The organism is Actinomycetota bacterium (genome assembly GCA_030684515.1).
Taxonomy (GTDB): Bacteria; Actinomycetota; Actinomycetes; order S36-B12; family S36-B12; genus UBA11398.
This window is the reverse complement of record JAUXVJ010000013.1, coordinates 1-14098: the sequence shown is the minus strand read 5'-3', so window position 1 is coordinate 14098 and position 14098 is coordinate 1. Positions and strand designations below refer to the sequence as shown.

16 protein-coding genes are annotated in these 14098 nt (G+C 60.8%); 4 read left to right on the top strand and 12 right to left on the bottom strand.

From position 1 onward, the window contains the following. Window positions 1-80: 80 nt before the first annotated feature. Window positions 81-263 (bottom strand): 3-keto-5-aminohexanoate cleavage protein, encoded by a 183-nt coding sequence (locus Q8M73_06375; GenBank protein ID MDP2288176.1) that lies wholly within the window; start codon window positions 261-263, stop codon window positions 81-83. Between the two features lie 199 nt (window positions 264-462). Here Q8M73_06375 and Q8M73_06370 point away from each other — a divergent pair, with 199 nt between their 5' ends. Next, on the top strand, window positions 463-1293 hold the full coding sequence (locus Q8M73_06370; GenBank protein ID MDP2288175.1) for a universal stress protein: 831 nt from the start codon (window positions 463-465) through the stop codon (window positions 1291-1293). 230 nt (window positions 1294-1523) lie between these two features. On the opposite strand, the gene Q8M73_06365 is transcribed toward Q8M73_06370, so the two are convergent. Next, entirely contained in the window at window positions 1524-4289 is a 2766-nt protein-coding gene (locus Q8M73_06365) for an HAD-IC family P-type ATPase (protein MDP2288174.1), read from the bottom strand. Further along, window positions 4280-5074: a universal stress protein gene (locus tag Q8M73_06360; GenBank protein MDP2288173.1), complete on the bottom strand. Its 795-nt coding sequence runs from the start codon at window positions 5072-5074 to the stop codon at window positions 4280-4282. The genes Q8M73_06365 and Q8M73_06360 overlap by 10 nt, the downstream gene beginning before the upstream one ends. Before the next feature lie 119 nt (window positions 5075-5193). On the opposite strand from Q8M73_06360, the gene Q8M73_06355 reads away from it, so the two are divergent. Then, on the top strand, window positions 5194-6120 hold the full coding sequence (locus tag Q8M73_06355; protein ID MDP2288172.1) for a calcium/sodium antiporter: 927 nt from the start codon (window positions 5194-5196) through the stop codon (window positions 6118-6120). Window positions 6121-6987: 867 nt separating this feature from the next. Here Q8M73_06355 and Q8M73_06350 read toward each other — a convergent pair. Both Q8M73_06350 and Q8M73_06345 read right to left on the bottom strand, forming a co-directional pair. Then, window positions 6988-7353: a toxin-antitoxin system HicB family antitoxin gene (locus Q8M73_06350; protein ID MDP2288171.1), complete on the bottom strand. Its 366-nt coding sequence runs from the start codon at window positions 7351-7353 to the stop codon at window positions 6988-6990. Then, entirely contained in the window at window positions 7313-7591 is a 279-nt protein-coding gene (locus tag Q8M73_06345) for a toxin HicA (GenBank protein MDP2288170.1), read from the bottom strand. Before Q8M73_06345 ends, Q8M73_06350 begins: the two co-directional genes overlap by 41 nt. Window positions 7592-7771: 180 nt before the next feature. On the opposite strand from Q8M73_06345, the gene Q8M73_06340 reads away from it, so the two are divergent. Together Q8M73_06340 and Q8M73_06335 are read left to right on the top strand one after the other, a co-directional pair. Next, complete coding sequence (locus Q8M73_06340; GenBank protein ID MDP2288169.1) at window positions 7772-8008, top strand: DUF2892 domain-containing protein; 237 nt, start codon at window positions 7772-7774, stop codon at window positions 8006-8008. A 4-nt stretch (window positions 8009-8012) separates the two neighbouring features. Then, window positions 8013-8780, top strand: a complete 768-nt coding sequence (locus Q8M73_06335) for a sigma-70 family RNA polymerase sigma factor (GenBank protein MDP2288168.1) — start codon at window positions 8013-8015, stop codon at window positions 8778-8780. A gap of 487 nt (window positions 8781-9267) precedes the next feature. Here the strand turns inward: Q8M73_06335 and Q8M73_06330 are convergent, their stop codons facing one another. The 7 genes from Q8M73_06330 to Q8M73_06300 form a co-directional block, all read right to left on the bottom strand. Beyond that, window positions 9268-9831: a copper resistance protein CopC gene (locus tag Q8M73_06330; protein MDP2288167.1), complete on the bottom strand. Its 564-nt coding sequence runs from the start codon at window positions 9829-9831 to the stop codon at window positions 9268-9270. Further along, the gene (locus Q8M73_06325; GenBank protein ID MDP2288166.1) at window positions 9828-11051 is read right to left on the bottom strand and encodes a Dyp-type peroxidase; all 1224 of its coding nucleotides are present in this window, start codon (window positions 11049-11051) and stop codon (window positions 9828-9830) included. Before Q8M73_06325 ends, Q8M73_06330 begins: the two co-directional genes overlap by 4 nt. Next, complete coding sequence (locus Q8M73_06320) at window positions 11051-11677, bottom strand: copper chaperone PCu(A)C (protein MDP2288165.1); 627 nt, start codon at window positions 11675-11677, stop codon at window positions 11051-11053. Before Q8M73_06320 ends, Q8M73_06325 begins: the two co-directional genes overlap by 1 nt. A 174-nt stretch (window positions 11678-11851) precedes the next feature. After that, window positions 11852-12448, bottom strand: coding sequence for a hypothetical protein (locus tag Q8M73_06315; protein ID MDP2288164.1), 597 nt, complete (start codon window positions 12446-12448; stop codon window positions 11852-11854). Window positions 12449-12863: 415 nt separating this feature from the next. Then, the gene (locus Q8M73_06310; protein MDP2288163.1) at window positions 12864-13175 is read right to left on the bottom strand and encodes a HigA family addiction module antitoxin; all 312 of its coding nucleotides are present in this window, start codon (window positions 13173-13175) and stop codon (window positions 12864-12866) included. A gap of 20 nt (window positions 13176-13195) precedes the next feature. Beyond that, window positions 13196-13474 carry a type II toxin-antitoxin system RelE/ParE family toxin gene (locus tag Q8M73_06305; GenBank protein MDP2288162.1) on the bottom strand — a complete coding sequence of 93 codons (279 nt, stop codon included), beginning with the start codon at window positions 13472-13474 and terminating at the stop codon, window positions 13196-13198. 296 nt (window positions 13475-13770) lie between these two features. Continuing rightward, on the bottom strand, window positions 13771-14098 hold a 328-nt coding region (locus Q8M73_06300), incomplete at its 5' end, for an amidohydrolase family protein (GenBank protein MDP2288161.1).

The following is a 14098-nucleotide window of genomic DNA, read 5'->3' as shown; positions in this document are numbered from 1 at the left end:
GGGGATTGCCGCGACAAACACCAGTTTTCGGAGTGCCGTTCAGGATTCTCGCCCTCGCATCAGTTATTCACTGGGGAGCGCTACCCAACCAAAACGGAATTCTTCTCCGAAAGTTGCTTGAGTCCCTTGATCTGTCTGGTTTCCTCCGGCGAAGCCAGCTCACGACCAAATGCGCTCGCAAGTTTGACCATGCGCTTGACCAGTTCCGCGTTGGTCGGCAGCCCTTCCTTTGCATATGCGTAATCGCCAAGTCCAGTTCGCACATCCGCGCCATGTCACTGAACATGTGCTGCCAGATCAAGAGGCACTCATCTGGCCTTCGCCCAAGGACCCTGCGATTCGTAAGCGGCGATCCATGGTCGCGTGTTCGCATCAGGGGCAAAGGGCTCTTGCGGGCCGGTGCGACCTGTGATGGATTAAGGGTTCGGCGACGTTACGTTGATGAGGCAACGGGGAGTGGTGATGGACAGCAAATTGCGGACCCTGACCTTTGGTGATGATCGGTCGCCCGGTGCCGACGCGGCTTGGGGCTGGATCACGTCCCATGCGTGGCCGGGGTGGGCTGCCGAGGTCGTGACGGTCACTATTCCCAAGAGCCAGTCGATTGTCTCGCCACAGAACTACACCAAGCCGCATCCGTGGAGCCCGCCGGAGCCGCGAACGGCCCCCGAGATGTGCAGATTCGAGTCGGTGAAACATCTGGCCGCAGACGATGACCCTCGGCGGGTCCTGGGTAAACGCCCGGGCTCGGATCTTGTCATCGTCGGGCCTCGGGGTCAGGGACTCATGAAGGCGCTGCACCTTGGCAGCACTGCGGAGTGGCTGTTGCACTGTCCGGCTACTCCACTGGTGATCGCTCGTCGCCCGGTGCCTACGCAATCGATCATGGTGTGCGTCGATGGTTCCCCTCACGCCGATGCCGCAGTCAAATTCCTGGCATCTCTGCCTTGGCTCGCGGGAACTTCGGTAACCGTTCTTGGGGTGGTGCAGTCGGACAATGATCTGGCGCTCACGGTAGCCAAGTCCACCGAGATTCTCGCAGCAGCTGGCGCGCAGGCAACTCCAGTCGTGGTGGAACCCGATGTGCTGGCCTTGACCGTCAGCCCGCACCTCACCATCTTTGAACACATGGAAGTTCGAGCACCCGACCTCGTGGTGGTCGGGACCAGCGGCCTGACAGGACTTGCTCGACTATGGGTTGGCTCGGTGGCCAGTGCCGTGGCGAGGCATGCGCACTGCTCGGTCCTGGTGGTACGAGACCCTCACGTTGGTGAGGGCAAACATGACCGTTGACCGAATCCGGATCGCCCACCTGGAACAGACAGCGCACGAAACTGTCCCAGCCCCGTGAAGTCAACATGGAACGCGCACAAATTGGCCTTGTGGATGCCGGTCACGAGGACCACTCGTCGTCCCTCCGCGCGTGTGTAACTCACGGCATTAAGCACGCTTTCGCTTGGACGTCCACCGGATGTCAGCGTCCCCTCATAATCCACTGCGATGGCGCGGAAGCAGTCGGGCATCTACCGCACTCTCGGCAGCGCTGCGGCGAGGGCGATCGGCTCGGGCTCGGAGTGCTGAGCAGCGATCCGGTGGCGGACGAAAGCTTTGCGGAGCTCGTCTACAAGGAGCAGGCTGGATGCCGTGAGGCAAGCCAGCAGCCACTGCTGTGGAGTCAGCGTGACCGTGTCAAACAATCCCTGAGCAAGGGGCACGTTCACCACAATGACCTGCAGGGCAAGGACGAAAGCGAGCGCGATCCACAATGCCCGGTTGGTCAGGGTCCGTCGATGGAACACCGACAAAGTGGACGAGCGCACGATGAGCGCGCTGACCAACTGGAAGAGTACAAACGTGGTGAAGGCCAAGGTCGCCGCCTGGTCCGTGGGGAATGCTGTGTCGGCGTAGTGGAGGACGAGCAAAGTGCCAAGCGCCATGACGGAGCCGTTGAGCGCGATCACCCCGATCCGGGACATCGGGAGGAGCTGCTCGCGTGGTGACCGAGGCGGCCGTCGCATGACGTTCGGCTCGGCCGGGTCCATGCCGAGCGCGACCGCGGGCGGGCCATCCATGATCATGTTCACCCACAGGATCTGGATGGCTGTCAGCGGAAGCGGCAGCCCCAAGAGTGGTGCTGCAAGCATGATGGCGATAGCCCCAGCATTGGTGGTGAGTTGGAAGCGTAGGAACGAGATGATGTTCGAGTAGATCGTCCGGCCGGCCTCAACAGCCTTGATGATGGTGGCGAAGTGATCGTCGGTCAGGACTATAGCTGCGGCATCTCGACTTACCTGCGTCCCTGTCCGGCCCATCGCCACGCCGATGTCCGCTGCGCGCAGGGCAGGTGCATCGTTGACGCCGTCACCAGTCATCGCGGTCACATGCCCGGCCTTTTGGAGCGCCCGCACTATGCGCAGTTTGTGCTCGGGGCTGACGCGGGCAAAAACGGCAACTTCGGCCAACTGAGAGTCATCGTCAGGGTCTGCATCCAACTGCGCTCCCGTGCAGGTCCGGCCAACGATTCCAAGTTCTGCCGCGATCGCTTCGGCGGTAGCGGCATGGTCACCTGTGATCATCTTGACGTCTATTCCCGCGCGGTGGCAGGAAGCGATAGCCTCCGCCGCCCCAGGTCGAGGTGGGTCCTGCAGGCCTACGATGCCTAGCAGGGTCAGGTCGTCCACCAGCGTCTCAATGCACTCTGGGTCGACCGATGCGCGGGGCACTCGCCGTTCAGCGAAGCCAAGAATGCGGAAACCTCGACTGGCCAGATGCTCCATCACTGTTACTGCCTCAGCCCTCGCCGAGTCATCAAGGGTGATCGAGCCGTCGGCTTCGGCGAGGACAGAGCAGTGCTCCAAGAGAGAGTCGAGTGCTCCCTTCACCGCGATCAGGGCCCAAGCTGCGTCAGCAGGGTCAGCGTGGACAGTGGCCATGAAACGGTGGCGTGCGTCGAATGGCACCTCAGCGATGCGCACGAACTGCGCCCGCACAAGGTCAGGGTCAAGGCCGAGCTTTGCGGCGAACACCAAGAGTGCAGCTTCCATCGGGTCGCCGACCACAGTTTCGTCGGCGATTCTGCTGTCATTACACAGGGTCGCGACCTGCGCCAGTCGACGATGACCAGCAATCTCGGCATCACTAAGGGCCTGCCCCGCCGATGTCAGCTGGCCTCGCGACTGGTAACCGTCACCGGAGACTTCGGCGGGCTGTCCCCCGATCCATGCGCTGCGCACCGTCATCTGATTGACCGTCAGCGTTCCCGTCTTGTCAGTGCAGACCACAGACGTGGAGCCCAGAGTCTCCACAGACGCGAGCTGCTTGACCAAGGCACCGCGACGGGCCATCTGGTGGACTCCCACTGCGAGGGTGACAGTGACGACAACCGGCAGTCCCTCAGGGATGGCAGCCACCGCCAGCGCCACTCCCGACAGCAGGATCGCGTTCCAGGCGTCGCCGCGCGACAAGCCAATGAGCACATACAGCACGACTGCCACTCCACCGATCACGGCTAGGCGTTTGCCCAATTGAGCGAGCTGCCCCTGGAGGGGTGTCGCTGATAACGGGGTCTGCTTGATCAGTTCGGCAAGGCGCCCCATTTCGGTGCGCGACCCGGTGGAGACCACGACCATCTCACCGCGCCCCCGAGTGACCAAGGTATTCATGTACGCCATACATCTGCGATCGCCCAAGGGCGCATCAACAGCATCGACGCGCTCAATGTCTTTGATTGCGGGAAGGGACTCGCCTGTCAGCGCGGACTCGTCCACCTCCAACTGCACGGCCACAATCAGTCGGCCATCTGCGGGAATCTGAGCGCCAGTTTCCAACACCACGATGTCTCCTGGCACCACGGTGCCAGCCGGAACCTCGGCCAGTATGCCGTCGCGGCGCACAATGCAGGTCGGGGCGAGCATCTTTCGCAGCGATTCAAGGCTGTTCTCGGCTCGAAACTCCTGGACAAAGCCGAGCACGGAGTTGATGACCACGACCGCAAAGATGACGGCCGCATCCTTGGTGTCCCCCACTAGTCCGGCGATCACTCCAGCACCGAGCAGCAACAAGACCAGAGGATTGCGGATCTGGTCTAGGAGCAATGCGACGCGACTCCGCCGGTTGGGTTCAGGAAGGGTGTTCGGGCCGAACTCCGCTTGTCGGTGTGTGACCTCGTCAGTGGCCAGACCTCGCTCGACTCCCACCCCCAGAGCGATTGTCACCTGTGCTAGCGGCTCCCGGTGCCACTGGCGATCGAGGTCTGACGGTGGAGCGGGAGAGCCCGCAGTCAAACCCACGCAGATTCATCGGCTTCGTCAACGTGGGCGATGAGCAGGTTCGCCATATCATCCTTTACCAACGCGGACACGGTCGAGCCAACTGACATCCGCCGCAGCCCAGACAGCCCCCTGGTACCCAAGACCACAAGGTCCACTTCGTGTGCCCGCGCAAAAGCGGTGATCTCCTTCTTCGGATCCCCTGCCAGGCTCACGAGCTCAGGCGGGGTCCGACCTGCAAAGGCAGCCGCCGACCGGGCGAGCGCTTGTTCGGTGTCGGTGACTCCGTCCTCGACCGACACCAAGCTCACCGATACGTCAACCGACCATGGCAGGGACACAAACACATCCAGCGCTCGACGGCTGTGACTACTCCCGTCAACGCAAAGCACGGCCGACCGGGTCAGGTGACCGTGAGGTGCCAGCAGCAGCGGCGCCGGAGGGTGCACAAGAAGCCACTCGGATGTGCTACCGGCCAGCATGCCCGCTAGATGCCCGTGATGGTGTGAACCCACGAGAATCAGTGAGGCATCGGATTGACCCAACAGGACCGTTCGCGGGTCGCCTTCACGATCGACGTGATCCCAAGTCACAAACCCCGCCTCGGCTGGGGGCTGGCGGTGCACGTGCCGAGAAAGCCTGAGCGCAGGACCCCCCGGGTAGAGCGTGCTCTGCACGGTGATGGTCCGCTGCGTCCAACCGTCCCAGCGGTGACTGATCAGCCACGCCCACGCGACATCAGCCGCCGGAGCACCATCGTCGGCCAGAAGCACTAGTGGTGATCCAATGTCGGTGTGCTGACTCATTGAGTGCCCTCCTAGCCAAATTGTTGCAGTATTTCCTGTATGTGCAAGACCCAGGCATGATCCGATTTCGGAGCGCAAAGCCGGGCAGGCTATACCCGACGAGAGGGGGCCAAGTGGCGATGATCGTGCTGGCGCTTCTTGTGGGCGTGGCATGCGCTGCGTTGGGTGGCGACCTCTTCGTGCGCGGCGTGGTGAGCTTGGCAGCTTGGTGGCGGATTCCCGCCGGGATCATCGGCGCCACCGTCGCGGCATTCGCCACATCGAGCCCGGAACTGTCAGTCGCGGTAAACTCAGCGTTGCAAGGAAACCCGCAAATCGCCCTGGGCGATGCGCTGGGCAGCAACGTTGTCAACGTAGGCGTCGTGCTCGGGCTGGCACTTGCGTTCGGCGCAATCACTGTGAATCGCGGGACCCTGGCTCGGGACGTTCCCATGGCATTCGCTGCCCCCGCGCTGCTCGGACTGCTTGCACTGGACGGCAACCTCAGCCAAGCCGACGGACTGGTTCTGCTCGTGGTGTTCCTCGGATGGCTGACCTGGGTTGCCGTTGCCGCCAACTCAAGTCGCACGGCTGTTGTCGAAGTGCTTCAGGAGCGAAGCCGATCCTTGACCATCCTTAGCGCTGCTGCCGGCTTGGCGCTTCTGATCCTGGCCGGGCGACTCATCGTCATCGGCGCTAGCGGATTGGGTGAGCAGCTTGGATGGGACGGATTCGTTGTCGGTGCGGTGTTTGTGGCTCTGGGCACCTCAACCCCGGAGATCGCCACGATGCTGGCAGCACGATTCCGCGGGCACGATGATGTTGGGGTCGGAACGGTGCTTGGCAGCAATATTTTCAACACCCTCCTCATCGTGGGAGTGACCGCGGCAATCTCACCTATCACTTTGGACCGAGCAGAACTCCGCTTAGGCATCGCCGTCAGCATGCTTGTCGTCCTGCTTGCCCTGCCGGGAAGGTCTGGTCGGCTTGGAAGGTGGCGCAGCCTGCCCTTGCTCGCCACCTATCTGGGGACGATCGCGGTCCTGGTAACAACGGCACAGTCCTGAACTTGGCCCAACGGGCTTGAGCTCAGCGATTTCGGAGGCCACTGCCACGCGCTCCTATAACTTTGACCGCGCCCTCAATTCCCTCGCCCGGCACGATTCGAGGGTCACCTGCCGTAGTCAGGAAGCGAACCCCAGCCAATCCGCATGCCTGTGGAATCTATCGTCGTTGTTCGGGTTGAACTTCGCGAAAGGGCTCATAGGTGATCAACGCAAGAAGCGTCGGATGGGGATTCGATGCTGGATGGGAAGGGCTTGAGCCATCTGTGTAGTGGAACATGAAGGAGACACGCGGGCGACAGTGTCCATCGTCCCCAGCGGAAACATTTAGGCACTCAGGCGAGGCAACCGACCGAGCATGAGAATTTCTGAAAGTCCAGCCAATAACTGGGCTATCCGCCAGATACACCGGGCTCGTCCCACAATAGACGGTGGCAACTCAATCGACAGCAATCCCAGCAGATTTGCGAATGGGGCGGGCAATGACACGTTGCTCGCCCCTTCTCTCTTTCACTGTCAGCAAACGATGCTCCGGCCACGGTCGTCTGAAGTGGGCACAGTTGATCACGAAGTTCACGGCAACGGGGAAGGACCGGCGTGAGCGTTCGAAGTCGGCACTTGGATGAGGCAGGGATGCGGGAGCGCTAACAGCACTCACTGCACGCGCGGTGGCGTATTAGCGACCAATCCACTCAAGACCCGGGACTGCTGTAGATCGAGTTGAGGCCTTCGCGCGGCGGTCCGCTGTTCGTTGAACTTGCGAGACACCGAGCAGCCGCACACCGTTAGAAAAGACGTGAGCCTCTCCTCCTACCTCGCGCAAGTAGCGGTGCGCGGCCCTCCGAAACGACGAAGAGCCCCTAATCTCTGTCAGGGACTCTCGGTCATGCCGAGCTGTTTGATGACGTAGGTGTTGATGGACTCATGGCGCTCGGCTGCTTCGAGGGCGACCCTCTTATGTAGATCAGCACCCAGGCGCAGGTTGAACTTGCCGGAGAACGTCCGCTCATCCCAGGGTGCCGGAATCTCCTCGCCTTCAGCGAGCATGTCCTCCAGGACTTCCTCCACCACGGAGGTCAGTCCTGCCAGGGCGGCCTCATGGGTGTCCGCGATCCACGACAGTGACGGGAACTCCACCATCGTGGCGATGAAGTCCTCGTCTTTGACCGACCAGGCGAGTCGGTAGGTGTAGTGGTCAGCTGTCGAGGACAGCTTTGCCTTGCGCTTCGTCGTCATCGTGCTCCTCCTTCTTTGCGATCGCCGCGAGTACCTGCTGCACTCGGTACGCCTTGGCCTTACCGTGATCGTTCTGGATATTCACCCGAGGATCGCCAGGCCATGAAGTCCTAAACACCGCATGCGATGTCGCACGGCTTCGAGGCTGACCGAAGTAGTGCTCGCACACCTTCAGCAGGTCGTTGTAGCGGATTCTGTTCACATACCCGCATGTTGCAGATAGTCGGTAGATATTTATACATACCGATATTTCGCAACAGTCCTCGGGACGAGGCACCCTCGTGACCTGAGTTTCAGTGTCCGAGAAACCGGGGAGAGGTCAATTTGCTGAATTGTGTATCCCTCAGGGCCAGTCATCCGTCTAGGTGGGTGAAGGAACATCGAACCCCGCTCAGGCGGGCAAGGGGAAGGACACATCATGAAGCGCAACGAGGGAACACTGGACCGGATCCTGAGGGTCGTCATCGCGGCCGCAGCGGTGGTGGCTGCTGCTGTCATCGGCTTCACCACTGTCGCGGGGATCGTGCTGCTGGTGGTGGGTGCAGTCATGCTCATCACGGCGGCCAGTGGGTTCTGCCCCTTGTACCGGCTGTTCGGGCTCTCCACGTGCAAGGTGCCGGCTGCTCGCGCAGACGAGCAGATTCGGGTTCACTGAGCTGGTGACCAATACATCCTGGGAATTCGCAGCGCGCATCACCGACGAGTTGCCGGCGCTGCTGCGCACTGCCCGGGCCCTCATGAACGATGAGGGCCGGGCAGAGGACCTCCTGCATGACACCGTGGTTCGCGCACTGGAGCGGGCAGACTCGTTCCGTGGCGAGTCGAGCTTGCGCCATTGGCTGCGCCGCATCATGCACAACATCGTGATTGATCAGGCTCGACGGCCGCAGGAGGTGCTCGTCGACGAGATCGAGAACAAGTGGCGTGAGGATGACTACACCGTGGATTCCGCCGCCGTGATCGAGAACGCGGAGACGCACGATGAGATCCTCGACGCGCTCGTCCGGCTGCCGTACGCCTACCGCGTCGCCGTCGTGCTGCACGACATGGAGGGATTGACCATGCGCGAGATCGCCGACCTCACCGATGCCGAACTTCCCGCCGCGAAGCAGCGTCTGCGACGCGGGCGGATGGCCTTGGTGTCAGCGCTGGCAACAGGCCACGAGCGACGAGTCGCCCTGCACGGTGTGCCCCTGCGCTGCTGGGACGCCCGCGCTCACGTCTCCGACTACCTCGACGGTGATCTCGATGCCGAGACCGCAGCCAAGGTCGAGCGGCACCTGGAGACCTGCCCCACGTGCCCGCCGCTGTATGCCGCGCTCGTCGGCGTCACTGCTGCAGTGGTCGGGCTGCGCGACAGCGACCGTGTCATCGAACCGCCACTTGCCGCACGAATCGCCACCGCGATGGCCGACCGGCAGCCGTAGGGCACCCGGGCGAATCACCCCACCAGCGCTAAGGCCCCGGGCAAGCTGCCCTCAATCGTCTGCGTAGGGGCTGCAGGCAATGGAACGGCTGAACTTGCAAGCCACGAATGCGCGTAACGCCGTTGAAGGTAATAGAGGTGGAAACGAACTGAGGACCCCTACTCGAGGGACCCTCAGTCAGTTGGCCATGCCAACTTTCTGGTAGCGGGGAGAGACTGAGGATGGACGATCACCGGGCTGCATGCCCTGCGAGTTACCCTCACAAACGACTATTTCTGCACCCCCTCTGCGTCATGCTCGCCCACTTTGGCTGTTCGCCAGTCTTGGAGGACCAGGTGGATACCGATCAAAGGTTTCACCGCTGAGGCGAACCTTAGGCGTGTTCGCATCTCGGGGATTCCGCAGAATCTGGCCCGGTCCATGCAAGCCCCCTGAATCCGTACCCCGTCCCGTGGCTGGGAACTCTGGCGCGGAAGCAACTGACTATCTAGCTGTCCGACGATGCATCGTGATTGGATTCAACTCGAATCGACCGTCGTCGAATTATGCCAATCGCCACCACCAGGGCAAGGCCGAAGGCGAGCGCTGGCAACAGGTACTTCATCCACTCGGTTTGAGTTGCCGCTGCGGATCCGGTCATTGCAGGCTTGGGATTCAATGTGCTGGTGGTGGTCGGCGCCCCAACGGTGAAGGTGAAAGCGGATTCAATGGGGTGTCCATCGACAGAGATGACCCTGTAGGCGGCTTGATAGGTGCCATCTGGCAGTTTGGGTTGGACGGCGACGGAAATCGTTGCGCCATCAAGTTTCGCCGCTCCGACATGGACGAAGTGATGTTCTGCGTCGGTAACGACCATCGCACCGCCCGTGGGCAGCAAGATCTCATCGAACGTGGCGGAGACGCGCGTTGGGGAGGAGATCAGGTGTTGTCCGACCTTCGGGCTGGTCGACAACAGCAGTGTGTGTGCCGATGCTGCGCCCGCAGGAATCAACAGCACGACCACTGCGCTCACGGAAGCGAACAACAATCGCCAGCCGCTTTTGGTGGTCACGCGAACCAGCCTTGGCCGATGAATTCGCCCTCTTGCACCCCTGGTGGGATGAAGTAACTGGCCGATCCGATAGTGCGCACCCACGTATTCAGTGCATCGCCTTCCGAAAGTCGCTGCTGCATAGGGATGAACGTCAACTCTGGATCGTGCATGTAGGCGACGAATATCAACCCCACATCGTTCGCGCCCTCACGCATACCGTGGTCGTAAGAGTACGGGCGGCGCAAGATCGCCTGTCGGGCGCTGGCCACATGTGCCAGTCGGGCGTGTGCATCTTGCGGAATGACGGGAAGCCCGAGGCCGTTAACTGCGTCCAGCGGCAGTGCGTCGGTTTCCTTCAACGCCCCCAAGGGCGCTCCGGTGCTGATCTTCCTCCCGATGACGAGTTCTTTCGCGTCGAGATCCAGCTGGTCCCAGGTGTCCAAGAGCATGCGAATGCGCCGCATCACCATGACCGTTCCTCCATTGATGAGAGACGAAGCATCCTGGGTCCACACGGTTTCTTTGAACGCGGCCGAGTTAGGTTGGGGATTGATGGTGCCATCGACTTGGCCCATGAGGTTGCGACCTGTGCTCCCATCGGTGGGTGGGATCTGCCTGAATCCCTGCTGAATCCACGCGACATCAACCAAGGTCGATAGGTCATTGGTGATCACTCGCGTGGCGTGAGCAAGATGCAGCGGATCATCTGACCCGATCTGAACGACAAAATCAGTATTTTCCCATCCCGGTTCGATTGCATCGGTGCTGAACGAAGGAATCTCGCGGAATTGGGCTGGCTTTCCCGCGGCAAGTCCCCTGAGCTCAAAGAAGCCGTGGCCTAGGCCAATTGTCATCGTTAGTCCTGATGTCCGCATTGCAAGGATTCCCTGCGGGTCGGCAAGGGCTGGTGCACCGCTCATCATTCGCGCGGCATCGTCGGATACCAGACGGAGCACGGCTTCGGCCGAATCCCTGTCTCGCTGCTTGAGGTTCATTCCCAGGAATGCGCAACGCAATTGCGGTGGCGTACTGATACCCGCCTGGTGAGCCCCATAGAACTCGTAGGAATTTGATACGACTGGCGCCGTGGATGTAGCCCCTGATACGTCTGCACTCGTGGCGCGGCCCAGAGCAAAGCCGCTGGCGGCGCCGAGAATTCCGGCGCCACCAACCGCAAGCAAGCCACGGCGAGTCACCCGGGTGGGTTCCTCGCGCTTTGGCGTAATCATTTCGCTCATTACATCTTCATGCCGGATGGGGATGGCGTTGCTCCGTTGTAGGTCTCGTTTCCGCCTTGGAACACCTTGCCGACTGCCTTGAACGTCACCTGCGCGCCCGTTGACGTCGTCAACGTGACCGGCACCATTGCTCCTGCAGTCACCGGCTTGGTGAGGCTCATCAACATGACATGGCTCCCCCCTGGCTGAAGAGTCAGCGAACCACCCGCCGGAATCGTGAAGCCGCCCTTCTTCTGCTGCATCACCATCGCTCCGTCCTTCATGACCACCTCATGGAGCTGATCCATCGGCGAGTACGGGGTAAATGCGCCAATGATTGTGATCGGTGCGTTCGTCGGGTTCTCGATAACTCCGAATGCTGCAGACATGCCAGTACTGGCCACCTTGGCCCAGGCATCGGTGACTTTCAACGGCGACACCGACACGGGTAGGCCCTTGCTCCAGATCAATTTGCTGCCGCTTTGCTGGCATACGTATGTCTTGCCATGTTCAGTTTGTGTTGTGCCGCCCATCTCGCATGCCTTGCCTGGAGCGGGACTTGCGTGAGCCTGCACGTTGGTTGCGAGTCCGCCGCTGACGGTGAGTGCCACTGCTGTTGCTACAGCGAACTTCGTGAATGTACGCATCTGCTTCTCCTTGAATTCTGTATCGAAGAATCGTTGATTGGTGCTTGATAGCTCTGGACCTCACAAAAGCACTATCGTGCTGAGGCCCGCTCAGCTTGAATAGCTCCGCACAATGCGGCAGCACCCATGACGCAGCCATTGCTGGCACGTCGGATAGTTCGAAAACGCAGGAATCTACGACAGTGAAAGAAGTGGCGGGCCACGCCGTGTGGGAATCCGTGCACTGCGATCGTCATCAGCAATGAGCAAGAACAACGCGCGCATACCCGTTGCCACATCCGCCAGATACGGAATCCCTGCAGGCAGTCGCCGCAGCAGCGCACACACCCACAGGCGGATTGCGTACCCTCGGGCTTTGGCCCACGCCCGCGCCTCATGCCAGCGCAAAGCCAATCCCGCAACTGCGGCCGCAGCAATATGCGCCAACAGCATCGACACTGAATTGTTCATTCCACTCGGGGAACATGAAGCTGCGCCGATATGCACTACCAGCTGCGATAGCAGCAGCATTCCTGCGAATGCCCACCAACCAAGCTCCCGAGAGGCTTGAACGCGGGTAAGAACAAGCACCGGAAAGAAGGCAAGAACGACTGCAACGGCGTCAACACTGCCACCTGCAAGCCGGTGTCCAATCAGTCCAATGGCCATCGCCGTACTTGCTGCTAAGAAGGCCCGCCTCCAGGGCGCTGGCGATGCGACGTTGATTCTTCTTCCGTCCTGAGCGACGCGAATGCGCGACTTTGCGCCCATTCGGGTTAGCGCCAAAGACATGTCCGAAATTCTAGTAGGGGGTCGGGTTCAAACTACGGGCGCGTATCGCAGTACAAGGTGCGCATGGCTGCCCCTGCGCGCGGTGCAAGGCACCGGCCAAAGACGAAGTGTCGTGAGGTGCATCCCATGGGGTGCAGGCAGGGCCGGAGTGGCTTACTGCAGCCGCAGGTTGTTCACAAATGGTCCATAAACTGCAAATAAACCTGTGAAGAGGAGCAGAAAAAAGAGTCAGAAATAGGACAAGACCCCCTGTGTCAGGGGATCTTGATCCTCTATTTGGTAGCGGGGAGAAACTGACGATGCACGATCTTTGGGTTGCGTGCCCTGCGAGTTGCCCTCACGAAACGCCATTTCTGCACCCCCTTCTGCACTCCCCTGGGAGTGCAGGCCTGCACCCACCCCGCACACTTTCACGTCATGCCGCTGTTCCAGCCCAAGGCTTGATTCGCTTCAACTCAGGACCGAGGTTTCTCTGCGCAACTTCGATGTCATAGGCCGTTTGGGCGCGTAGCCAGTAGCCATCGGAGAGGCCGAAGAACCGGCAAAGGCGAAGGTCCGTGTCAGCGGTGATGGACCGCTTGCCGTTGACGATGTCGCCGATGCGCTGCGCGGGGACACCAATCTCCTTGGCCACGCGATAGCGAGTCAGGCCCATAGGCGCCATGAACTCCTCCCACAACAACTCCCCCGGAGTCACCGGATCTAGTACTCGCGCAAGCTTTGCCATCTTCTTTATCCTTCAGCCCTCTAGTGGTAATCCACGATTTCTACATCGGCAGGACCTGCTGCGGTCCAACGGAAGCACACCCGCCACTGATCGTTGATCCGGATGCTCATCTGACCCTTCCGGCGTCCTTTAAGCGCCTCCAGTCGATTGCCCGGAGGAACTTTCAGATCCTCCAGCCGACCAGCGACGTCCAATTGCCTCAGCTTGCGCCTCGCGATCGACTCAAACGAGGTGAACTGTCGGACTCGCTGTCCCGCCGCGAGCCGCTCGGTCTCCTTGTCGGCAAACGAGACGATCACATCGCCAATAGTAACGCACTGCGTTACTATTGGCGAGTCATGACAGGGGACTTTGAGTAAGCTCCGACGCCAATGCGATCACGCTCAGCGAGATTGCGCAGCCGAGCACGGATGCATGCGGGCATCTACGAACGCCTTCTTGCTCCGCTCGACATTCGACCCTTGACTATCGAGAGACGGCATCGGCTTCTTTGGGAGCACTCCCGGAGGATTCTGGATTGCCCCTGCCCAAGGTCCAGACACTCGCGAACTCCTAAACGACTAGGAGTTTCCCGGTATCTGCAATCGATTTCGCCCTACCGCATCGTCTGCGCGTCCAAGAACTGCGACGCATTATGTGAAAGTCCGTGCGAATGGTCACCTTGGCCGTACTCGCGCGGGGTGGTGTCGACGTCCCCGGCTTGCGCGCGCAGTGCGCCGACTGTGGATTCTTTTCGGGAGCGATGCTGGAACGGGTCGAACTGATACCACCGAGCCGCATTCTGCCAGGTGACCTTCTCGATCTCGTCGTCAGTGAGTTCGGCACGCTCCAACGACTTCATCAGCACCTCAGGGGCTTCCGGCCAGGTGGAGTCCGAATGCGGGTAGTCGCACTCCCAGGTGATGTTGTCGATTCCGATCATG